Here is a 24,040-nt window from a genome sequence, read left to right as displayed (position 1 = left end):
GAAAGTGAAGATTATCAAAAATGCTACTGCAGGAACAGTAGAATCAAGTGATATTATGATTACCGTCCAACCCATTGAATCAACAGAAAATACCATTGAATTAGAAAGTAGTGTCGAAAAACAATTTGGCAATCAAATTCGTCAGGTGATTACGACAACTTTGGAACATTTAGATGTCCAAGGCGTTGCGGTCAAGGCGATTGATAAAGGGGCATTAGATTGTACGATCAAAGCTCGGATGATTACAGTTTTACATCGAGGCGCTGAAAAAGAAACATATGATTGGAAGGAGTTGGACTCATGGAACGTTTAAGAAGAACAATGATGTTTGTCCCTGGAGCGAACGCAGCAATGCTAAGAGATGCACCTTTGTATGGGGCAGATTCAATCATGTTTGATTTAGAAGATGCAGTTTCATTAAAAGAAAAAGACTCTGCCCGTGTTTTAGTCCATTCTGCTTTGAAAACTTTCGATTATGGCAATATTGAAATTGTTGTTCGGATCAATGCTTTAGATGCCGGTGGTGCAGAAGATATTGAAGCAATGGTCTTAGCTGGTGTCGATGTGATTCGTTTACCAAAAACAGAAACAGCCCAAGATATCATTGATGTCGAGGCAGTCATTACAGAAGTAGAACAGCAAAATGACATTCCCGTAGGAACAACGAAAATGATGGCTGCTATCGAATCGGCTGAAGGTGTTCTAAATGCGCCCGCGATTGCCAAAAGTTCAACTCGCTTGATTGGCATCGCGTTAGGCGCCGAAGACTATGTTACCAATATGAAAACACGCCGCCATCCAGATGGCCAAGAACTATTCTTTGCTCGTAGCATGATTTTACATGCCGCTCGAGCAGCTGGGATTGCGGCTATTGATACGGTCTATTCAGATGTAGACAATACGGAAGGCTTTGAAGCCGAAGTTCGTTTGATTAAACAGCTAGGTTTCGATGGGAAATCGGTGATTAACCCTCGTCAAATCCCATTGGTTAATACTATTTATGCGCCAACAGAAAAAGAAATCCAGAATGCTAAGGAAGTAATCTGGGGCATTCGGGAAGCCGAAGCAAAAGGTTCCGGTGTTATCTCCGTAAATGGAAAAATGGTTGATAAACCAATTGTTGAACGAGCTGAACGGGTCATTGCGTTAGCATTGGCGGCTAAATTAATTACCGAGGAGGAAATATAGACATGGTAGTAAATAAAGTAGGCAAAGACATTCCTCAATCTTATGCAGAGCAATACGGCATTTATGAAGGAGAATTAGCACACATTGATGCTTATCAAGAAGCGAGCCGAGCAATTAAACCAGTGAAACCTCGGGAGACAAAGCTTTTAGGAAGTATTCGTGAAGCAATTGAAAAAACAGGTTTAAAAGATGGCATGACCATCTCTTTCCATCACCATTTCCGTGAAGGAGACTATGTGATGAATTTAGTTTTAGCCGAGATTGCCGCCATGGGGTTGAAAAACATTTCGATTGCACCTAGTTCAATTGCAAATGTTCATGAACCTTTGATCGAACACATTAAAAATGGAGTAGTCACCAACATTACTTCTTCAGGTTTGAGAGATAAAGTAGGAGCCGCTATTTCAGCAGGTATCATGGAAAATCCTGTGGTGATTCGTTCACATGGTGGCCGGGCACGGGCAGTAGCAGCAGGCGATATCCATATTGATGTAGCTTTCTTAGGTGCACCAAGCTCAGACGCTTATGGAAATGCGAATGGAACCAAAGGAAAAGCTACCTGTGGTTCTCTTGGATATGCGATGGTCGATGCAAAATATGCGGATCAAGTGGTCATCATTACTGACACATTAGTACCATATCCTAATACCCCTATTAGTATTCCACAAACAGATGTTGATTATGTAGTAGAAATTGATGCAATTGGTGATCCAGATGGAATTGCCAAAGGCGCGACACGTTTTACAAAGAATCCTAAAGAATTATTGATTGCTGAATATGCCGCAAAAATAATTACACATTCTCCTTACTACAAAGAAGGCTTCTCATTCCAAACAGGAACAGGTGGCTCTTCACTAGCAGTTACGCGGTTCATGAGAGAACAAATGCTTAAAGATGGCATTAAAGCAAGTTTCGCTTTAGGCGGAATTACGAATGCAATGGTGGAACTTTTGGAAGAAGGCTTAGTAGAAAAAATTATTGACGTCCAAGACTTTGATCATCCATCAGCTATTTCTTTAGGGGAAAATGCCAATCATTATGAAATTGATGCCAATATGTATGCTTCACCGCTTAGCAAAGGGGCGGTTATTAATCAATTAGACACAGCTATTTTATCTGCTCTAGAAGTGGACACAGATTTTAATGTAAATGTCATTACTGGTTCAGATGGTGTCATCCGTGGTGCTTCTGGCGGACATTCCGATACAAGTATGGCTTGTAAAATGAGTCTAGTAATTGCACCACTTGTGCGTGGACGGATTCCAACAATCGTTGAGCAAGTAAATACAGTCGTTACACCAGGTACGAGTGTCGATGTCGTAGTAACAGAAGTCGGCATTGCAATCAATCCAAAAAGAACAGACTTAATTGATTGTTTTAAAACCTTAGATGTTCCTCAGTTTACGTTAGAAGAGTTGAAAGACAAAGCCTACAACATTGTTGGCACCCCGGAACCAATTAAATATGGAGACAAAGTCGTTGCGTTAATTGAATACCGAGATGGTAGTCTAATTGATGTGGTACGCAATGTTTAATGGGGAAAAAGTAACACTTTTAGAGATGTTGGATGCTCGCGAACAAAGAGCTGCTACACAGAAGGAGTTGTTAGAAACAGCACCAGAAGCTAGTCTCTTATCTGCCACAATGAATATTCCTGGAGAAGTAAAAAATTCGCCCACCTTAACGGCTGTTTTTTTAGAAGTAATTGACGAAGTCGAGCAACAATTGCTGGATCAAGTACCGATTGTTAATTTTTACCGGAATGAAAAAACAGGTCCTGAATATTATTTGGCGGTTTCGTTAGCCCCACAAGAATTAAAACAAAGAATGGTCAAAATTGAAGAAACACATCCTTATGGTCGTTTAGTGGACCTAGATGTTTTATGGGGAAATGAGGAACTAAAAAGCCTTCATCGAGGAGATTTAGGCTTGCCACCACGGCGCTGTTTTGTTTGCCAAGAAGAGGCGAAAGTCTGTGGACGGAATCGACGTCACAGTCTTGAAGCAATGCAAGAAAAAATAACAGAAATAATTTTGACACGAAAGGAGCAGCCAAGTGAGTAAAAAAATTCGTTTTACAGAAACGGTGCTACGGGATGGACAACAAAGTTTAATTGCAACACGGATGCCAACCTCAGATATGCTGCCGATTATTAAAACAATGGACGAGGCAGGATTTCATGCATTAGAAATGTGGGGCGGGGCAACGTTTGATTCCTGTGTCCGCTATTTAAACGAGGATCCTTGGGAACGTCTTCGCCAAATTCGCAAAGAAGTTAAAAATACCAAACTTCAAATGTTATTACGAGGACAAAATTTACTAGGATATCGTCATTACGCTGATGATGTGGTGCGGGCCTTTGTCGAAAAATCAGTTGAAAATGGGATTGATATTATTCGTATTTTCGATGCCTTGAATGATGTCCGTAATTTACAAACAGCAATTCAAACAACAAAAGAAGCTGGCGGACACTGTCAAGCAGCGATCTCTTATACCACGAGTGAAATTCATACCATCGATTACTTTGTAAAATTAGCCAAAGAATTAAGTCAAACAGGAGCGGATTCCATTTGTATTAAGGACATGGCAGGCGTTTTGACGCCACAAACTGGTTTTGAATTAGTGAGCAAAATGAAAGATGCCATTGATTTACCTTTAGAGGTGCATACGCATGCGACTAGTGGTATTTCTGAGATGACCTATTTAAAAGTTGCTGAAGCAGGTGCGGATATCATCGATACAGCTATCTCTTCTTTCGCTGGCGGTACGAGTCAACCAGCCACAGAATCTGTAGCCATTGCGTTAGAAGATTTAGGCTTTGAAACAGGTTTAAATATGGAAAAAGTAACAGAGATTGCTGACTATTTCAATCCGATTCGTGATCGCTTTAGAAGTGAAGGCATTTTAAACCCTAAAGTTAAAGATACGGAACCGAAAACCTTGATTTATCAAGTACCTGGTGGTATGTTATCAAACTTATTAAGTCAATTAACGGAGCAAGGCTTACAAGACAAATATGAAGAAGTTTTAGCTGAAGTACCTAAAGTAAGAGCAGATCTAGGGTATCCACCACTAGTTACGCCGCTTTCACAAATGGTCGGAACACAAGCCTTAATGAATGTGATTTCTGGGGAAAGATATTCCTTAATACCGAATGAAATCAAAGATTATGTGCGCGGAGAATATGGCAAATCACCAGCACCTATCGCAGAAGAGATTAAGCAAAAAATCATTGGGGATGAAGAGGTAATCACTTGTCGACCAGCGGATTTATTGAAACCAGAGTTGCATAGTTTAGAAAAGGAAATCCAACAATACGCAAAATCTGAAGAGGATGTCCTATTATATGCGATGTTCCCGCAACAAGGAAAAGACTTTTTAGGACGTCGTGAAGATCCTTTTTACGATGTACCGTTACAGAAAGTGACAGTCAAACTTGACTTGCCAGAATAGAACGGGCAAGTGCTCCGCAAATGTATAAAGAAGCAAGGGTTTGAGCGACGATAACGGTTGTTCAAACCCTTGCTTCATCAAATAGAAAAAAGGCAGCCCGTGAAAGGAAGTGACAATGTGTTAGAAGAAGTTCTAGCAATTCATCAAAAAAATATTGGTGTGCTAAGTCTTGAAGCAACAGAAGCGGTATTAAACCATCATGATTTAGCCAAAATGTATACACCTGGTGTCGCAGAATTGAGTTTAATGATTGCTCAAAATCATGAATTAGCGCGCGAGTGGACCATTAGTGGTAAGTTAATTGCGGTTATTACAGATGGGTCAGCTGTTCTGGGTCTCGGCAATATGGGCACGCAAGCGGGCTTGCCAATTGTTGAAGGCAAAGCTTTACTTTATAAAAATTTGGCGGGGGTCGATGCTATTCCTTTAGCACTGGAACAAAAATCAGTGGACGAGATGGTTCAAACAATTGAAAATTTACAAAATAGTTTTGCAGGAATCCACTTAGAAGATATTTCTGCACCAAAATGTTTTGAAATTGAAGAAAAACTTCAACAACGTTTGAACATTCCTGTGTATCATGATGACCAAGAAGGAACAGCCATCGTCGTTTTAGCTGGGCTAATTAACGCAGCTAAAATTAAAGGAAAACCTTTAAATGAATTACGTGTGGTGATTAACGGAGTTGGTGCTTCTGGTGTAGCGACCGCTAAGTTATGTATTCAAGCGGGGATTACGCATCTCACCTTAGTAGATCGCCAAGGTGTTTTAAGAGAAGAAGACCCGACATTGAATCCTTACCAACGTGCTTTGCTTCGACAGGTAATAAAACCATCAGTAGAAAACAAAGATTTAGCCACCGCTGTCGTCAATCAGGATGTTTTTTTAGGCTTATCAGAAGCGGATGTGCTAACGCCAGCCCTGATTAAATCAATGAACCAAGACCCAATTATCTTTGCTTTAGCAAATCCTAAACCAGAAATTGAACCAGCCCTCGCCCAAGCCAATGGTGTCCGTTTATTAGCAACTGGTTCTTCCAAATATCCGAATCAAGTGAACAACATTTTAGCTTTTCCAGGTCTTTTTAAAGGGTTATTGGCAGCGAAAGGCAGAAAAGTCGATGTCGGTTTGCAAATGACAGTAGCACGAAGCTTGGCCGCTATGATTTCAGAACCCACAGCAGAAAAATTCATACCTAATGTATTTGATGGCGGCGTAGTTGACACGGTTTTTAATGCTGTACTAGACTATATAAAACAAGAAAAGGCCACGGCAGAAGAAGGGACGTAAAAGGCAATGACAAAGCAAGCAAGGAGTAAATTAGCGCAGCAAGCACAATTGGCACTACTCTATGAAGTGACCTGTTTAAATAAACCAGGCTTGGTGGATCCAGTCGATGCAGGCGCCCATCAAGATATGGATGTTTTCACTTTTTTAGAAAGTAGTGTGGTTTTGACTCCTTATTTTGAAACCTTCGTTCAAGCTGGGACAGAGCTACGTCATTTGCCGATTGAGGCAACATTTCGCACGATTCGACAAGTTGGTTTAGAAGCAGAACGAGCGATGTTTGAGGCAACAGAAGGTATCAATACACATAAAGGAGCAATTTTTTCTCTAGGTATTTTTTTAGCTATCTGTGGTCGTCTAATGATTTGGGAGACCCCTTGCACCTTACAATTGTTTCAACAAACGCTTCAAACAATGACGCAAGACTTATTGGCTGACTTTGAAAACCTCGCTACGAATGAGCTAGAAAAACTAACTTGGGGTGAACGACTATTTGTTCAGCATGGCTTGACTGGAATCCGTGGAGAGGCGCAACAAGGTTATCCCGCTGTCTTTGAACAGGGAGTGCCTTATTATCAAAAACATCAAGGCACACAACAACAAAAACTCATTGATACGCTCCTTTATTTATCGCTCTATGTTGAGGATACGAATTTGATTAAACGAAGTCAAAATGTCCAAATTTTTGAAATATATCAACCGTTAATCCAGGAATATTTTGCTTTAGGGGGGACACAAACGTTACGGGGAACCCTTTGTTTAGAAAGATTGAATCACTTATTCAAAGAAAAAAATTGGAGTATTGGTGGCAGTGCAGATGCTTTAATTTTGGTGGTGTTTTTAGATAAACTAATGAAATTAAATTGGCTGACCCCTTAATTAAAAAGATAGTTACAACGCTGATTTGGTCAGTTATTTTGACCTTATATGCTTATGGAAAGGTCTCAAGAGAATTCAAGAAAGCGATTGACAAATACCACGAAACACAGTATATTTTATTACGAAATCATTCTTATCAGAGTATACAAATACGATGATAAACAGTTGAAGCGAATCTTGATTTGCTTTTCCTAAACCTGATTCTTTTAGAATCAGGTTTTTGTTTATCTAAAAGGCGGCATTCGTTCAAAAACGGCTGTCGCCTTTTTTTATGAAATTTTTTTAATATAAAAAAATTCATAAAAAAAATCTTAAAAATAGAAAAAATTGTTATAGATTAGAGTCATTTTTTTGATGTAAAGTTTTTATGACTTACAGCCATAAAATTGATAAAAACAGTCAAAGAAGCAGAAAAAATAATAGTGGAATTTCTCAAAAAAATAAAAAAATTTTCCGTTATTTAATTATCGATTTATCAAACGATAAGTTATAATAAAATAATTTATTTATCTTTAATGATTGGGGAGAAACGTATAAACTTCCTCATTTTCCTCTCATTGTATAATAACTCACTAATGAATTAGTGAGTTTTTTAACATATCCAGGATGCTTGTTATCAAATGAATTTTTATATAAAAATTCACAGCATTATATTTTGAAAAGCTGAGGAAATGTACTAAACTGCAGGTGTTAAATCCATTTAAATCGCTAAAGGGGGAGATGAACAACTAGGGGAAGCTAATGATATTGGTATTTATCGTTTATTTTAAAGAAAAGAGGGACGATCAGATGAAAAAGAAAATTGTTGAGGATTTTAATCGGAAAAGTCAGCATAAAAAATGGACAAAACGCAAGATGCTTAATTTAGCAATATCAAGTGGTTTATTATTTACTTCATTAGCAATCCCTGTAAGTATAGCTGTTACCTCTGGCACAATCAGTGCATCAGCAGCGGTCTTGGATATCGAACTATTATCAAATGTTACGTCAAATAATGACAGTGGTACTTCAACGAGTAATCGTTGGACAGCCGCAAACCAAAATCAACCAGTTAATTTCACGGTTTCTGGTGGCGCTTTAGCAGATGCTTCCGCTGTGTTTAGTGGACAAAAACAAGCGGTGTTAGTGGTTCCTCCTGAGTTAAGAGGAAATGTAGCTGCAGCAGGCAGCGCAGCAATCAATACCAACGTTACGATTGATCTTTCAAAAGTTACTTTTTTGACTGCCGTTTTGAATGCAGCCAATGATTTAACCAATGTCATTACTCAAATTACCAGTGGAGCGTTAGGGAATTTAACTGGTGTTGATATTGATTTGACGGAAGTGAATCGTCAATTGGAATTAGTTAATAACATTGAAAACTTAGGTGCTGCTTCATTTACAGCTCCGGAAACGTTAGCAGCTGACGGCTCATACATTAGTGCACCGATTAGTGATGGTTTAGGGTTAGTTTTAGCCCAAAATGTTTCAAACATCTTACAAGATTTGAATGCGGCAGTTCAAGCTTTGGAGGCAAAAGGAACCAGTATCCCAAGTAATCTTGTCGCTACAGCCATAAACGCAGCCTTGCTTCCTGTCAAAGGCACGGTAAACGTGGCTGTTTCAGGTGCTTTGCCTTTATTAGCGGTTGGTGGTTCAGGTGTGAATGAGTTAGTGGATGCTTCTTTACTAGGCGCAACTACGGTTACTTTACCAACTACCGTTTCAACACCTCAAAATTTATCCAATAATTTAGATGCTCGTTTTGTAGGAACAGTCGTTCAAACAGATCTTTTAGACGTTAATTTATTAGCAACAGCAGACGGTGTATCCAACATTTATTTTGCTGCAGGTACTACTAGTGAAGTAACCGCACCTACCGTAACAGGAGTAACAGGCAATTCAACAGCAGGTTACGAAGTTAAAGGAACTGCCGATGCCAATGCCACGGTTGAAATCCGAAATGCAGGAGGCACCGTAATAGGCACAGGTACCGCTGATGGGACAGGAGCGTTTACAGTTACCATTCCCGCAGGTGAAGCAGGCGCCAATGAAACATTAACCGCCGTAGCGAAAAACGCCAGCGGTACAGAAAGTACGCCAACAACGTTCCAAACGCCAGCGGATGAGACAACCGTAACCGCACCAACAATTACAGGAGTGACAGGTAATTCAACGGCAGGTTACGAGGTTAAAGGAACTGCCGATGCCAATGCCACGGTTGAAATCCGAAATGCAGGAGGCACCGTAATAGGCACAGGTACCGCTGATGGGACAGGAGCGTTTACAGTTACCATTCCCGCAGGTGAAGCAGGCGCCAATGAAACATTAACCGCCGTAGCGAAAAACGCCAGCGGTACAGAAAGTACGCCAACAACGTTCCAAACGCCAGCGGATGAAGCAACCGTAACCGCACCAACAATTACAGGAGTGACAGGTAATTCAACGGCAGGTTACGAGGTTAAAGGAACTGCCGATGCCAATGCCACGGTTGAAATTCGAAATGCAGGAGGCACCGTAATAGGCACAGGGAGCGCCGATGGGACAGGGGCATTTACAGTTACTGTTCCCGCAGGTGAAGCAGGCGCCAATGAAACGTTAACCGCTGTAGCGAAAAACGCTAGCGGTACAGAAAGTACGCCAACAACGTTCCAAACGCCAGCGGATCCTAATACGCCCGTGGCGACGCCAATTGTTGAGACTGTAACAGGTAGTACAACAAAAGGCTATGAGGTCAAAGGGACTGCTGAAGTTGGCACCACCGTTGAGGTTCGCGATGCAGCTGGCACGGTCCTTGGTACTGCAACAACTGGAACTGATGGAAAATATACAGTGACTTTAGCTCCAGGAAAAGCAACAGCAAATCAAACGCTGAGCGTTGTAGCGAAAAACGCTAGTGGCACGGAAAGTCAACCAGCAACGGCGACAACACCAGCTGATGTCACTGCACCAACAGTTGATAACATCACAGGCAACTCTGGTTCGGGTTATGAAATTACAGGAACAGCAGACCCTAACACAACAATCGAAGTTCGTGATCCAGCTGGGGCAGTCATTGGTACAGGTACCTCTGATGCGAATGGTGATTTTACTGTCACGCTACCAACGGGAACGACCAATCCTGGGGATACGTTAACAGTGATTGGAAAGGATAACGCGGGAAATGAAAGTCAACCGACTGAAGTCCTTGTTCCTGCTGATGCCACGGTTACAGCACCAACTGTAACAGGAGTAACAGGTAATTCAGTTGCTGGTTATCAGGTGACAGGCACCGCTGATCCGAATGCTACCATCGAAATTCGTGATGCAGATGGGAACGTGATTGCAACAGGGACTGCCGATGGGACTGGTTCCTTTGCCGTGAATCTTCCAGCTGGGACGGCAAATGCGAATGAAACATTGACAGCGTTAGCCAAAGATCCTGCTGGCAATACAAGTACACCGACAACCTTCCAAACACCAGCAGATGAAGTAGTGGCACCGCCAAGTGTCGACAAAGTAACTGGGAATACAACACAAGGATATCAAGTGACAGGTACCGCTGAACTTGGCACCACCATTGAAGTTCGTGCAACAGACGGAACAGTTTTAGGCACCGCAACAACTGGACCGACTGGCCAATATACTGTGACGTTAGCTTCAGGAAAAGCAACAGCTAAACAAACAGTGAATGTAGTTGCTAAAAATGATACTGGACTTGAGAGTCAACCAACTACAGCTATGACACCCGCTGATGTTACCACACCAACAATTGGTGACATTACTGGAGATTCAACAACTGGTTATGAAATCACTGGGACGGCGGACCCTAATACCACCATTGAAGTACGGAACCCAGATGGAACAATTATTGGTACAACGACAACGGATGATCAAGGAAACTTTACTGTGGACCTTCCAGCGGGAGCCGCTAATCCTGGTGATACATTAACAGTTGTTGGAAAAGACGGTGACGGCAATGAAAGTCAACCAACGGAAGTGACGGTTCCTGAAGATGCAACCGTGGCAGCGCCAACTGTGACGACTGTTACAGGAACAACTGCCACTGGGTATCAAGTAACCGGCACGGCAGAGCCAAATATCACCATTGAGATTCACAATGAAGCAGGTTTAGTTATTGCTACGGGAACGACTGATGGTGCTGGCGCCTTTACAATCACTCTTCCGACGGGCACAGCAACAGCTAACGAAGCCTTAACTGCCATTGCGAAAGATGCTGCTGGGAAAGAAAGTAATCCGACTGCTTTCAAAACACCTGCTGATCCAGATGCACCAGTCGCGACACCTACTGTTGACAAAATTACTGGTAGCACGACAAAAGGCTATCAAGTAGTAGGAGCAGCAGAAGTTGGTACAACAGTTGAGGTGCGTGACGCCGATGGCACAGTCCTTGGCATGGCAACTACTGGAACTGATGGCAAATACACAGTGACTTTAGAGCCAGGGAAGGCCTCAGCTAACGAAACAATAACTGTCGTAGCGAAAAATGCAACAGGAAAAGAAAGTCAGCCAGCTACAGCAACTACACCAGCCGACTTAGCCACACCAACCATTGATTCTATTACCGGAAATTCTAGTAAAGGTTACGAAATCACTGGAACGGCGGAGCCCAAAACCACTATTGATGTCCGTGACGCAGACGGAACCATCATTGCTGCTACAACTGCTAACGAAACCGGCCAATATACGGTGACTCTACCAGCTGGCGTAGTGACACCAGGAGAAACGATTACGATTATTAGCAAAGATGGCGCTGGTAATGAAAGTCAACCAGCTACAGCCGTTATTCCAGCGGATGTTGTTTTAGCGGCGCCAACTATTACGAAGGTTGAAGGAAACAAAGCCAATGGCTATACAGTCACTGGAACTGCTGATCCAAATGTCACGGTTCAATTTTACAATAGCAGTGAAAAATTATTGGCAAGTGGCAGTACAACTACTGGAGGCACCTTCTCCGTTCATATTGCAGCAGGGTTAGCAACAGAAAAAGAAACGTTAACCGCACTAACCACAGATACACAAGGAAATGTGAGTCCTAAAACCACATTTATGACGCCAGCCGATATTACGGGAGAACCAGAAATTAAAATTGCGGCACCAACTGTTTCTTCAGTTTTAGGAACGTCTAAAGCCGGCTACCTTATCAAAGGAACAGCTGAACCAAACCGAATCATTCAAATTAGTAACCGACTATTAAGAAGTGTAATTGCTGTAGGTGCCACCGATGCTGAAGGCAACTTCGCTATCCAATTAACAGCGGGACAAGCGACTGCTCAACAAAGTTTACTTGCGACAGCTACAGATGGCGCAGGACATTACAGTAAGGCTACAACCTTCATGACACCAGCCGATCCAACGAATCCTGGAGGAGGCAATGGTAACACTGGCGGAAATAACGGCAATACAGGCGGCAACACAGGAAACAATGGCGCAGCTGGTGGGAATAATGGGAATGGTTCAAACACAGGTTCAAATCCAAATGGAGGTTCTGGTTTAGGGACAACAGGTTCTGGCTTAGGTTCACTAGGCAATGGCCTCAGTACAAATGGTAGTGGCTACAATCCGAAACTAAGTACCATCAGTTATGGCACTGGAAATCACGGGAAAACAGGCTACTTACCTAGTACAGGTGAAAAAGAGTCCTCAGCCGTGACAACAAGTTTGTTTGGCGCCTTTGTCGCATTCCTTGCGAGCATGGGAATCATCATCAAACGCAAACGTAAAAACTAGCTCTCTCCTTTAATTCCTATAGATGAGAAAACGTATTGTTGAGAATTCCCCACTCAATGATACGTTTTCTCGTTCCATTTAATGAAGAAAAATTGCCAAATAGAATAAATTGTGCTATTCTATTTTCAGAAAATCGAAGGAACAAGCAGTGAAAGTGCTAAATCCAACCTGAATTTTTTAATGCAGGAGGAGTGGGCGCTTTTTTTGTTGTTATGAAGAAAGGAAGCTAATTATGCAATCAGCTACAATGGAATTTGATACAATTGCGGCGATTTCTACGCCGCCAGGTGAAGGTGCGATTAGTATTGTTCGTTTAAGTGGCGAGCAAGCAGTTGCTATTGCAAACAAAGTTTATCGGTCAGGCACTAAAGATTTAGCTAAAGTCCCCACGCACACGATTCATTATGGTCATATTGTTGATCCGCAAAACGATCAATTGATTGATGAAGTCATGCTTTCTGTGATGCGGGCACCGAAAACATTTACACGAGAAGACGTGGTAGAAATTAACTGTCATGGCGGCATTGTCGTGGTGAACCAACTACTGCAATTACTGTTACGTGAAGGCGCACGAATGGCCGAACCTGGGGAATTTACAAAACGTGCTTTTCTAAATGGCCGAATGGATCTTTCACAAGCAGAAGCAGTGATGGACTTAATCCGTGCTAAAACAGATAAAGCGATGAATGTTGCATTGAACCAATTGGATGGTAACTTGTCGGCGTTAATTCGTTCATTAAGACAAGAAATTTTAAATACTTTAGCGCAAGTAGAAGTTAATATCGATTATCCAGAGTATGATGATGTCGAAGAATTAACCACGAAATTACTTTTAGAAAAAGCCGAATTTGTGAAAGCACAGATTCAACAATTATTAACGACCGCTAAACAAGGAAAAATTTTGCGAGAAGGTCTAAGTACAGCAATTATTGGCCGACCAAATGTCGGGAAATCCAGTTTGTTAAACCATCTGTTACGAGAAGAAAAAGCTATCGTTACAGATATTGCTGGAACGACACGTGATGTCATTGAAGAATACGTTAACGTTCGCGGCGTTCCTTTAAAATTAATTGATACAGCGGGGATTCGCGAAACAGAAGACATTGTGGAACGAATTGGTGTCGAACGTAGCCGCAAAGCGTTAGCAGATTCGGATTTAATTTTGTTAGTCTTAAATCAAAGCGAAAAATTGACAGAGGAAGATCGTCAACTGTTGGAAGCAACGAAAGGCTTAAAACGCGTTATTCTTTTAAATAAAATGGACTTACCGACAAAACTGGATCCTAACGAATTACAAGAATTAGTCCCTGCAGAAGAAATTTTATCCGTTTCGGTGTTGTCAAACACAGGCTTAGACCAGTTAGAAGCGAAAATTGCTGATCTTTTCTTTGGCGGCCAAACAGGCGAAAAAGATGCTACCTATATTTCTAATACACGTCATATTGCTTTGCTGGATCAAGCAGCGCTTTCGTTACAAGAAGTGATTAACGGCATCGAAGCAGGTATGCCAGTCGATTTAGTTCAAATTGATATGACCCGTTGTTGGGATTATTTAGGGGAAATCGTCGGCGATAGTGTCCAAGATGAATTAATTACACAGTTATTTAGTCAATTTTGTTTAGGAAAATAAGACAAGAGAGGAATTTTTTATGAATCAATATCAAGCAGAATCATATGATGTTATTGTCGTCGGTGCTGGACATGCTGGCTCTGAAGCAGCCTTAGCAGCCGCACGAATGGGCGTTAAAACGTTACTTTTAACGATTAATTTAGATATGGTTGCTTTTATGCCATGTAACCCTTCTGTTGGTGGACCTGCCAAAGGAGTCGTTGTCCGAGAAATCGATGCATTAGGCGGCGAAATGGGTAAAAACATTGATAAAACCTACATCCAAATGCGGATGCTAAATACTGGTAAAGGTCCAGCAGTGCGTGCGTTGCGCGCGCAAGCCGACAAACATGCCTATGCGACAGAAATGAAACATACCATTGAAAAAGAAGAAAATTTAACCCTTCGTCAAGGGATTGTTGAAGAATTAATCGTGGAAGATGGCGTTTGTCGTGGTGTTGTAACTTCAACAGGTGCCGCATACCGTAGTCAAGCAGTGGTGATTACTGCCGGTACTGCCTTGCGTGGCGAAATTATTATTGGTGAATTAAAATATTCATCAGGACCAAACAATTCGCAACCTTCCGTTGGTTTAGCCAATCATTTAAAAGAATTAGGTTTAGAAATCGATCGCTTTAAAACAGGAACGCCGCCACGAGTAAAATCAAGTACGATTGATTATTCTGTGACAGAGGAACAACCAGGCGATAAAGAACCCAACCACTTTAGTTACAGCACGCCAGATAGTGCCTACAATCAAAACCAAGAACCTTGTTGGTTAACTTATACGAATGAAACAACGCATGAAATTATTCAAAAAAATCTACACCGCGCCCCAATGTTTACTGGGATTGTTGAAGGTGTGGGCGCTCGGTATTGCCCATCCATCGAGGACAAAATTGTTCGTTTTGCAGACAAACCAAGACACCAATTGTTCTTGGAACCAGAAGGGTTGAATACCGAAGAAGTTTACGTCCAAGGCTTATCTACTTCTTTACCAGAAGATGTCCAAACAGAAATGCTTCATTCTATTGAAGGATTAGAAAAAGTAGAAATGATGCGTACAGGTTACGCCATTGAATACGATGTGGTAGTCCCTCACCAATTACGCCCAACATTAGAAACAAAGGTCATTGAAAATCTTTATACAGCAGGTCAAACGAACGGAACTAGTGGCTACGAAGAAGCTGCTGGTCAAGGCTTGATGGCAGGAATTAATGCTGCATTGAAAATTCAAGGCAAAGAGCCTCTTGTTTTAAAACGTAGTGACGGCTATATTGGCGTCATGATTGACGATTTAGTTACAAAAGGTACCAACGAACCTTATCGCTTATTAACGTCACGTGCGGAGTATCGTTTGATTTTACGACATGACAATGCGGACTTACGTTTAACAGAAATGGGTCATGAAATTGGCTTAGTCAAAGAAGAACAATATGCCGCCTATCTAGTCAAAAAAGCGGCTGTTGAAGCGGAAATTGCCCGCTTAGGCAAACATCGGATTAAACCAACCAAAGAAGTGCAAGCATTTTTGGAAACCAAAGGCGCTGCTGGCTTAAAAGACGGTATTTTAGCTAGAGATTTTCTGAAACGCCCAGAAATCAGTTATCAAGAAGTCGCTCAATTTATTCCCGCACCTGAAGAGGCGCTTGATCCAAAAGTGATTGAACAAGTAGAAATTCAAATCAAGTACGAAGGCTACATTAAAAAAGCCATGGAAAAAGTTGAGAAACTAAAACGCATGGAAGCAAAACGCATTCCAGAAAACATTGATTACCAAGCGATTAATGGCTTGGCTACAGAAGCAAAACAAAAACTACAAAAAATCCAACCAGAAACGATTGCCCAAGCAAGCCGTATCAGCGGTGTGAACCCCGCTGACATTAGCATTTTGATGGTCTACATCGAACAAGGAAAAATCGCGAAAGTGCAAGGATAATAAAAATTTGAAGCAGTTGCTTCTTCACGGATGATTGATTGTGAAGAAGCAACTGCTTTTTTGTTTTGAATTAGTCTACTCTTTTTTCTAAACTACAAAAAAAGACTGTCTTAAATAATTTCACAAACTGACCTATACTGAAAGCGCAAACAAATGATAGGAGTGGAACAAATGACAGATTGGTTAGGAATTAAAGGAAAAGTAGTGATTGTTACAGGAGGCTCATCTGGTATTGGTCGCAGCATTGTTGAAAGCTTGTTAGCACAAGAGGTCTATGTCGCTAATTTTGATATTTCAGCATCAGAAACGCAACATGAGCATTTACTCTTTGTGAAAGTCGATGTAACTTCTCGAGCAGAAGTAGAAGCGGGTGTCGCTCAAGTGGTGGAAAAATTTGGAACCGTAGATGGCCTAGTAAACAATGCCGGCATCAATATTCCTCGTCTATTGGTGGATAAAAATCATCCTCATGGGCCTTATGAATTATCGGATGAGGTATTCGATAAAATTGTAGCCATCAATCAAAAAGGGCTCTACCTAATGAGCCAAGCAGTGGGCCGGATTCTTGTACAAAAACAAGCAGGTGTCATTATTAATATGTCTTCAGAAGCTGGATTAGAAGGCTCCGAAGGGCAAAGCGCCTACGCTGCAACGAAAGCAGCGGTCAGCAGTTATACACGTTCATGGGCTAAAGAGTTAGGAAAATCAAACGTCCGTGTCGTGGGGATTGCGCCAGGCATTATGGAAGAAACTGGTTTGCGCACTTTAGCATACGAAGAAGCATTGGCTTATACACGAAACATTTCTGTTGAGCAATTGCGAGCAGGTTATTCAAAAACAAGTACGATTCCATTAGGTCGTAGCGGAAAACTCCATGAAGTCGCTGACTTAGTATGCTATTATTTATCAGACCGTTCAAGCTATATTACAGGCATCACCACAAACGTAGCTGGAGGTAAAACAAGAGGATAGAGGTGGGAAAACTAAATGACGCTAGTAAATAGATGGTACCAAGTAATAAAATTACTAGTTGATCACAAAGGAATGAGCTTACAGGAATTGCAAGAGAAATTAGCCGCAAGTCCTCAAACAGTTCGTAAAAACATTGATACATTGAATGATGAATTAATCGGTATTGCCCAAATTATTCAGAAGGAAAATCTCTTTCAGTTAGAAATCAATAACTTTGAAGGTTTTGAAGAGGTTTTGTCTGGACGGCTAAAAAGGGAATCTGATTTTAATTCTTCAAGCAAGCGTGTTTCCTACATTATCAAACGATTAATAGAAGAAGATCAATTTATTTCAACTTATGATTTATCCGAAGAACTCGCCGTTAGTCGCGGCACAGTTAATAAAGACATTAAGCGCATGAAAGAGCTGATTGCTCCTTGGCAGGTTGCGGTTGTAGGCACGCCAAACCGTGGCATTCATTTAGAAGGAAAAGAGTTTGATTTACGCTTACTTCATGTGAATTACGTCCAAGAATATTTTGAAGAACAGTTTCTTCATGAAACTACCAAACAAATGATACAAAAAATAATCAAAGAAACAAGACTAGCGAAACAAGATAGTTTTCTTTTACGAAGAGTGGTTTCAATTGTTTTGCAGCGTGTTTTAGCTGGAAAACTCATTACGGAACTACCACCAGAATATGTTGATTATGTTCGTCATAACGAGCAGATTGAAGAACTGATGTATCACTTGGAAATAACCTATAATGTAACGTTAAGCCAATGGGAACGTTCCTTTATCAGCTTTCCTTTTAACATCAACACAAACCATATTCGTAATTCTTTATTGGCTGATGAAGGACTCTTAGCTGACTATTTTCAAAAAATGATGAAAAAAATTCATCATTCAGTTGTTGTTGAATTTGATGAGGACTTCTTGTTTTCAGAAATGAAAGATCATTTAAGAAACGTGATGAATCGACTCGTTTTTCATGTGGAATGTCACGATTTATTTTATGGAGAAATTGAACGACAATATCCTTTGGCCTATGAATTAGCCAAAATTGGCTTGCAAGAATTGGGCCGTTTGTTGAATCGTTGTGTGCCGACGGTTGAATTTGGGTATCTCGCTTTGTATTTTGAACTAGCATTGAGAGGGAACTATGAAGCGGGAGCCAAAAAAGAAATCGCTGTAATCTGCAGTACAGGTCATGGAACGGCCTTGATCATTCAGCGGCAATTGGAAAAAGTTTTGGGTCCAGATGTCCAGATTGCCCATTTTTCTGAAGAAGAGGCAGAGAGAAGAGAATTGAATCAATATTTTGCTATTTTTACAACCATTCCCTTAAAAAATATTCGACCACAAACACCGATGATCCATTTAACTAATTTATTTAACGATACTTGGCTCAGAAATGAGTGGCAGAGAGCAAAAGAAATTCGTTCCGTGGAATCTCAAAATATTCATATGACCTATCAATTATTAGAGAATACTCAAGGTTACCGAGCGAATATCCAGAAAATGATTGCTGATTTAGAAGCAGAAAAATTAGTAGATCCCCAATTTATCGAACGAATTTTTACTAGAGAAGATCAACAAACAACTATTTTTGAATCGGGGATTGCCTTTCCCCATACAATTAATCAAGCCTTACCAACGATTATTTTATCGATTGGGGTTTTTGAAGAATCACTGGTTACACCAGAAGGTAAAGTTGATGTTATTTTGCTGTTGGGTATTCCAGAAGAGCTGACGGCCACTGTTGAAGCAGAGTTACTACAACTATATGACCGCTTGTTTACAATCGCAGGAGACGAAAGTTTACGTAATGAGTTACGGAAGCAACGAGATGTTTTAGCGGTTAAAGAGTGGATGCAAAGGAAGGGGATTATCATATGAGTTTTATCTACGTATTCGGAGCGCTTTTTTTAACAGCTTACTTCGTTCAGATAGCTATGGGAATGAAACAGATTAAACACTTTAATCAAAACTACCAAGAATTGCGACAATTAGGGAAAGTCGCGATTGGTCGACGTGCAGGGAAGTTAAAAGCAGGCACGATTATCTTGTTTGCTGTGGATTCGCAAGGGAAAATCTTAGCCGCTAGAAAGATGCAAGGTGTCACCGTTCTAGCTAAATTTCATCCCTTACCTCAGTACGTGAACGAGGATATTCATTATATGGATCATTACCATCCACTCGTACAAAAAGAAAATAAATTAACCCAACAAGCGATGGAAAATGCACGAGAAATTTACTTACGTGTTGAGCTTGGCAATTATCAAGAAACACAACCATTAACGCCGCTTAATGGAGCCAAAATTCAATGGCAATTATGGAAAAATAAAGTACAAACAAAATTGAAAGGAAGTGTCGAGTAATGTCTTATATTACAAAATTTGCGGAAGGATTTATGCACCTTTTCCAAACAGGAGCAGAAACATTTATTTCTTGGATGACAGGCATCGTACCTGTTGTTTTGATGTTAATGGTAGCTATGAATACTTTAATTGCTTTTCTAGGAGAAGAAAGAGTAACCAAAGTAGCCAAACTTTCTGCCAAAAATCCTGTTACGCGATATTTAGTGCTGCCTTTTTTATCCGCTTTTATGTTAGGCAATCCAATGTCTTTTACGATGGCTCGATTTTTACCAGAATACTATAAACCTAGCTATTATGCTGCACAAGCGCAATTTTGTCATACCAGTAATGGGGTTTTCCCTCATATTAATCCTGGTGAATTGTTCGTTTGGTTAGGGATTGCGCAAGGGATTGATACGTTAGGACTAAATTCGATGGACCTAGCGATTCGCTATATGTTTGTAGGGATATTAATGAATTTTATTGGCGGTTGGGTTACCGATTTCACTACCGCTTATGTTTGCAAACAACAAGGAATTACCCTTAGTAAAACAGTAGAGATTGCTGTGGATTAGAAAGGAGCAAGGTGAGATGACGTACAATAGTATTAAGGTAGTTAAAGGAAATGGCGGTTATGGTGGGCCCTTAGTGATTACACCGACAGAAGAAAAACATAAATTTATTTACATTACAGGTGGCGGCGAGAAACCCGCAATCGTTGATAAAATCGTAGAATTGACAGGAATGGAAGCGGTCAATGGTTTTAAGACATCGATTCCAGATGATGAAATCGCATTAGCCATTATTGATTGTGGAGGCACTCTTCGTTGCGGGATTTATCCTAAAAAAGGAATTCCTACTATTAACGTTGTTCCAACTGGCAAAAGTGGTCCCTTAGCACAATACATTAATGAGACAATTTATGTTTCCGCTGTAGGCCCGAAACAGATTACATTGACATCAGAAGAAGCTGCTGCTGGTACAGAAAAGCCCACCTCGAAAAAAACAGAATTTAAATATGATACAAGTAAAAAAATTACTGAACAAAAAGCGGAACAACAAAGTTTTGTTGCGAAAATTGGTATGGGTGCAGGAAAAGTTGTAGCGACATTCAACCAATCAGCCCGTGAAGGCGTACAAACGATGATCAACACAGTGATTCCGTTTATGGCATTTGTTTCTTTATTAATTGGTGTGATTCAAGGTTCAGGAATTGGTGAATTTTTTGCCAATATCATGGCGCCATTGGCAGGAAACATTGTGGGGTTAACAATTATTGGTTTTATTTGTTCTCTGCCGTTTCTTTCTCCTTTATTAGGTCCTGGAGCAGTAATCAGCCAAGTAATTGGTACGTTAATTGGTGTGGAAATTGGAAAAGGCAACATTCCGCCACAACTAGCTCTACCAGCATTGTTTGCTATTAATACACAAAACGCGTGCGACTTTATTCCCGTGGGCTTAGGCTTGGAAGAAGCTGAAGCTGAAACCGTTGAAGTCGGGGTTCCTTCTGTTTTATATTCTCGTTTCTTAAATGGTGCCCCTCGAGTACTAGTTGCTTGGTTAGCAAGTTTTGGATTGTATAGTTAAAAAATTTTTTTGGAGGATGGGAAATGTCAGTATTTACAACAAAGGTTCAGTCTATTGGATCAGAAGCCGAATTATTTAAAGAAGAAAAAATGGTCATCTTATTTGGAAAAGATGCACCAGATGCTTTAGCAGATTATTGTTATAACATTGAGGTTCAGCCAGTCACAGAAGCGATTACGGACAAGCAAACGTTAGTGATTGATGAACAAACTTACCAGATTACCGCTGTAGGCGAGGTAGTATTAACTAATTTAGACACATTGGGTCACATTACTATTAAATTTGATGGCGCAACAACACCTGAATTACCAGGTACATTATATGTTGAAGAAAAAGCTATTCCTGAAATAACTGTTGGTACAACAATCACTATTCTATAATTATCGTTTAAGGGAGGAACGTAAAAGATGGAATTTATGCTAGATACAATTAATCTTGAGGCTATTCGAAAGTATCAGAAAATTTTACCACTGGCAGGCGTAACGTCTAATCCTAGTATTGTTAAGCAAGCAGGAAAAATTGACTTCTTTGCGCAGATGAAAGAAATAAAAAAAACGATTGGACAAGCGAGTTTGCACGTCCAAGTGGTCGGTCAAACGACAGAAGAGATGCTAGAAGATGCCCAAACCATTGTACAACAATTAGGCCAAGAAACATTCATTAAAATCCCAGTCAATGAAGCAGGCTTGGCAGCCATCAAACAACTAAAGCAGGCAAATTATCGGATAACAGCAACCGCTATTTATACAGAATTTCAAGGTTATCTAGCGATTGCGGCAGGTGCAGATTATTTAGCGCCGTATTATAATAGGATGGAGAATTTAACAATTGATTCTCAAAAGGTTATTGAGCATTTAGCTGCAGAAATTAAACGGACGAACGCAAAGAGTAAGATCTTAGCTGCTAGTTTTAAAAACGTGGCACAAATTAACCAAGCCTGTCAAATGGGGGCGCAAGCGGTCACTATCGCACCAGAACTCGTGACACAAGGCTTGGCAATGCCCGCCATTCAAAAAGCAGTAACTGATTTTCAGGAAGATTGGGTTGCTGTTTTTGGAGTAGAAACGGTAAACGAATTAGCATAAAAAGAACGAGAAGAAAAAGTGGCCATTTTTCTTCTCGTTCTTTTTTGTTTCACATGAAACATCTACGATTATTCACTTGCTTAAAAATTAGACAATTTTCTTTATTTGTCAAAGAATTTCTTAAAAAAAAGGGTTATCTTTTGGGTATTTTTTTTGGTAGCAGTATGATGAGGGTATCAAATGATAGGAGGAAACGAGAATGAGATACACAAATGGAAATTATGAAGCATTTGCTCGACCAAGAAAACCAAAAGGTGTAGATGACAAGAGTGCCTACATTGTTGGTGGTGGCCTAGCAGGTTTAGCAACGGCTGTTTTCTTAATTCGTGACGGTCAAATGAAGGGCGAAAATATTCACATTTTTGAAGAACTCACGCTGTCTGGCGGTTCTTTAGATGGTAAATTTATTCCCCATGATGGCTTTGTCACTCGCGGCGGACGCGAAATGGAAAACCATTTCGAGTGTTTGTGGGATCTATTTCGTTCGGTACCATCATTAGAAGTAGAAGATGCCTCTGTCCTAGATGAGTTTTACCGTTTAGATTTAGATGATCCGAATTCTTCAAATTGCCGCATTATTCATAACCGTGGCGAACGTGTCTCAGATGATGGACAATTTACTTTATCCAAAAAAGCACAAAAAGAAATCGTTGATTTATTTATGACTTCTGAAGATCAATTAATTGGCAAAAAAATTGAAGATGTTTTCGGCGAAGAATTTTTTGAATCCAACTTTTGGATCTATTGGTGTTCAATGTTTGCTTTTGAAAAATGGCACTCTGCCATTGAAATGCGCCGCTACATCATGCGCTTTATCCACCACATCAAAGGTTTGCCTGACTTTACAGCCTTGAAGTTTACCAAATACAATCAATACGAATCGTTAGTGAAACCATTATTAAGCTTTTTAACCAATCAAGGGGTAGACTTTCAATATGAAACAACGATCAATGATATCCAAGTCGACATCAAAGGAGCTACTAAAGTTGCTCGGCGATTATTGCTGACACAAGCGGGCAAAACCAAAGAAATTCCTTTAACTGAAAATGATTTAGTCTTCGTAACGAATGGCTCAATTACTGAAAGTTCGACGCAAGGAGATCATCATACACCAGCACCAATTACTCATGAACTAGGGGGAAGTTGGAATCTCTGGAAAAACTTAGCAAAACAATCCCCAGAATTTGGGCACCCAGAAGTTTTCTGTGAAAATTTACCAGATGAAAGTTGGTTTGTCTCAGCAACGATTACGTGGGAAAATTTCGATATTGAACCGTATCTTTCTCGGTTAACACATCGTAAATTACGCACAGGAAAAATTGTCACAGGTGGTATTATTACTATCAAAGACTCTAATTGGATGATGAGTTTTGCTATGCATAGACAACCGCATTTCAAAGAACAAAATGATCAACAATCTATAACTTGGGTATATGGATTGCTTTCTAATAAACCAGGAAATTATATTAAAAAACCAATCGAACAATGTACAGGCCAAGAAATTACGCAAGAGTTACTTTATCATTTAGGGGTCCCAGAAGGGGAAATTGAACGTATTTCAGAAGAATCGGCTACCACTATTCCGGTGTATATGCCGTTTATCACTTCTTACTTTATGTTAAGAGAACCAGGCGATCGACCATTAGTTGTACCAAACGGCTCTAAAAATCTTGCTTTCATTGGGAACTTCGCAGATACTGAACGAGATACGGTGTTTACAACAGAGTATTCTGTACGGACAGCGATGGAAGCTGTATATCAATTGCTAGAGGTTGAACGCGGAGTACCAGAAGTGTTTGCTTCTGCATACGACTTGCGCGTCTTAGCAAACTCTGTTTATTATTTATCTGACAAGAAAAAATTAACAGAAATGGATATGCCGTTCGTGGAACGCAAAATGGTTGAACACTTTGTGAAGAAATTTGAGGATACGTATATTGGTGATATTTTAAGAGAAAATCATTTAATTTAGTTGAAAAAGCGAGTGTAAAT

At 40.5% G+C, this 24,040-nt stretch carries 18 protein-coding genes; all 18 read left to right on the top strand.

Features of this window, described 5'->3' with window-relative positions:
- Positions 1 to 4: 4 nt before the first annotated feature.
- The 18 genes from citD to AB3I72_RS06015 all read left to right on the top strand — a co-directional run bounded on the left by citD (position 5) and on the right by AB3I72_RS06015 (position 24,020).
- Entirely contained in the window at positions 5 to 313 is a 309-nt protein-coding gene (citD, locus tag AB3I72_RS06100) for a citrate lyase acyl carrier protein (protein WP_002355999.1), read from the top strand.
- Entirely contained in the window at positions 301 to 1,188 is an 888-nt protein-coding gene (gene citE / locus AB3I72_RS06095; protein WP_002355998.1) for a citrate (pro-3S)-lyase subunit beta, read from the top strand. Before citD ends, citE begins: the two co-directional genes overlap by 13 nt.
- 2 nt (positions 1,189 to 1,190) lie before the next feature.
- Complete coding sequence (citF, locus tag AB3I72_RS06090) at positions 1,191 to 2,723, top strand: citrate lyase subunit alpha (protein WP_002355996.1); 1,533 nt, start codon at positions 1,191 to 1,193, stop codon at positions 2,721 to 2,723.
- On the top strand, positions 2,716 to 3,252 hold the full coding sequence (gene citX, locus AB3I72_RS06085) for a citrate lyase holo-[acyl-carrier protein] synthase (RefSeq protein WP_002383528.1): 537 nt from the start codon (positions 2,716 to 2,718) through the stop codon (positions 3,250 to 3,252). The genes citF and citX overlap by 8 nt, the downstream gene beginning before the upstream one ends.
- Complete coding sequence (locus AB3I72_RS06080; protein ID WP_002355994.1) at positions 3,245 to 4,642, top strand: oxaloacetate decarboxylase subunit alpha; 1,398 nt, start codon at positions 3,245 to 3,247, stop codon at positions 4,640 to 4,642. Before citX ends, AB3I72_RS06080 begins: the two co-directional genes overlap by 8 nt.
- 117 nt (positions 4,643 to 4,759) lie before the next feature.
- Positions 4,760 to 5,932, top strand: a complete 1,173-nt coding sequence (locus AB3I72_RS06075) for an NADP-dependent malic enzyme (protein WP_002363552.1) — start codon at positions 4,760 to 4,762, stop codon at positions 5,930 to 5,932.
- Positions 5,933 to 5,938: 6 nt separating this feature from the next.
- Positions 5,939 to 6,808, top strand: a complete 870-nt coding sequence (gene citG, locus AB3I72_RS06070; protein ID WP_002370585.1) for a triphosphoribosyl-dephospho-CoA synthase CitG — start codon at positions 5,939 to 5,941, stop codon at positions 6,806 to 6,808.
- A gap of 741 nt (positions 6,809 to 7,549) precedes the next feature.
- Positions 7,550 to 12,517: an Ig-like domain-containing protein gene (locus tag AB3I72_RS06065; protein WP_368023709.1), complete on the top strand. Its 4,968-nt coding sequence runs from the start codon at positions 7,550 to 7,552 to the stop codon at positions 12,515 to 12,517.
- Between the two features lie 232 nt (positions 12,518 to 12,749).
- The gene (mnmE, locus tag AB3I72_RS06060; RefSeq protein ID WP_002367535.1) at positions 12,750 to 14,147 is read left to right on the top strand and encodes a tRNA uridine-5-carboxymethylaminomethyl(34) synthesis GTPase MnmE; all 1,398 of its coding nucleotides are present in this window, start codon (positions 12,750 to 12,752) and stop codon (positions 14,145 to 14,147) included.
- A gap of 19 nt (positions 14,148 to 14,166) precedes the next feature.
- Positions 14,167 to 16,065 (top strand): tRNA uridine-5-carboxymethylaminomethyl(34) synthesis enzyme MnmG, encoded by a 1,899-nt coding sequence (gene mnmG, locus AB3I72_RS06055; protein ID WP_002355988.1) that lies wholly within the window; start codon positions 14,167 to 14,169, stop codon positions 16,063 to 16,065.
- 171 nt (positions 16,066 to 16,236) lie between these two features.
- Complete coding sequence (locus AB3I72_RS06050; RefSeq protein WP_002355987.1) at positions 16,237 to 17,037, top strand: SDR family oxidoreductase; 801 nt, start codon at positions 16,237 to 16,239, stop codon at positions 17,035 to 17,037.
- Between the two features lie 15 nt (positions 17,038 to 17,052).
- Positions 17,053 to 18,915 (top strand): transcription antiterminator, encoded by a 1,863-nt coding sequence (locus AB3I72_RS06045; RefSeq protein ID WP_368023708.1) that lies wholly within the window; start codon positions 17,053 to 17,055, stop codon positions 18,913 to 18,915.
- Complete coding sequence (locus tag AB3I72_RS06040) at positions 18,912 to 19,397, top strand: transcriptional regulator GutM (protein WP_002355985.1); 486 nt, start codon at positions 18,912 to 18,914, stop codon at positions 19,395 to 19,397. The genes AB3I72_RS06045 and AB3I72_RS06040 overlap by 4 nt, the downstream gene beginning before the upstream one ends.
- Positions 19,397 to 19,951 carry a PTS glucitol/sorbitol transporter subunit IIC gene (locus AB3I72_RS06035; RefSeq protein WP_002355983.1) on the top strand — a complete coding sequence of 185 codons (555 nt, stop codon included), beginning with the start codon at positions 19,397 to 19,399 and terminating at the stop codon, positions 19,949 to 19,951. Before AB3I72_RS06040 ends, AB3I72_RS06035 begins: the two co-directional genes overlap by 1 nt.
- 16 nt (positions 19,952 to 19,967) lie before the next feature.
- A complete protein-coding gene (locus tag AB3I72_RS06030; RefSeq protein WP_061100810.1) occupies positions 19,968 to 20,963 on the top strand; it encodes a PTS glucitol/sorbitol transporter subunit IIB in 996 nt (331 codons plus the stop codon).
- Between the two features lie 23 nt (positions 20,964 to 20,986).
- Complete coding sequence (locus tag AB3I72_RS06025) at positions 20,987 to 21,343, top strand: PTS glucitol/sorbitol transporter subunit IIA (protein WP_061100811.1); 357 nt, start codon at positions 20,987 to 20,989, stop codon at positions 21,341 to 21,343.
- 27 nt (positions 21,344 to 21,370) lie between these two features.
- The gene (locus AB3I72_RS06020; protein WP_002355980.1) at positions 21,371 to 22,048 is read left to right on the top strand and encodes a fructose-6-phosphate aldolase; all 678 of its coding nucleotides are present in this window, start codon (positions 21,371 to 21,373) and stop codon (positions 22,046 to 22,048) included.
- Positions 22,049 to 22,247: 199 nt separating this feature from the next.
- On the top strand, positions 22,248 to 24,020 hold the full coding sequence (locus tag AB3I72_RS06015) for an oleate hydratase (protein ID WP_368023707.1): 1,773 nt from the start codon (positions 22,248 to 22,250) through the stop codon (positions 24,018 to 24,020).
- Positions 24,021 to 24,040: the final 20 nt, after the last annotated feature.

Source organism: Enterococcus sp. GC34 (genome assembly GCF_040886645.1).
GTDB lineage: Bacteria > Bacillota > Bacilli > Lactobacillales > Enterococcaceae > Enterococcus > Enterococcus faecalis.
The sequence above is the reverse complement of the archived record's forward strand: the minus strand, read 5'-3'. Positions and strand labels throughout refer to the sequence as shown.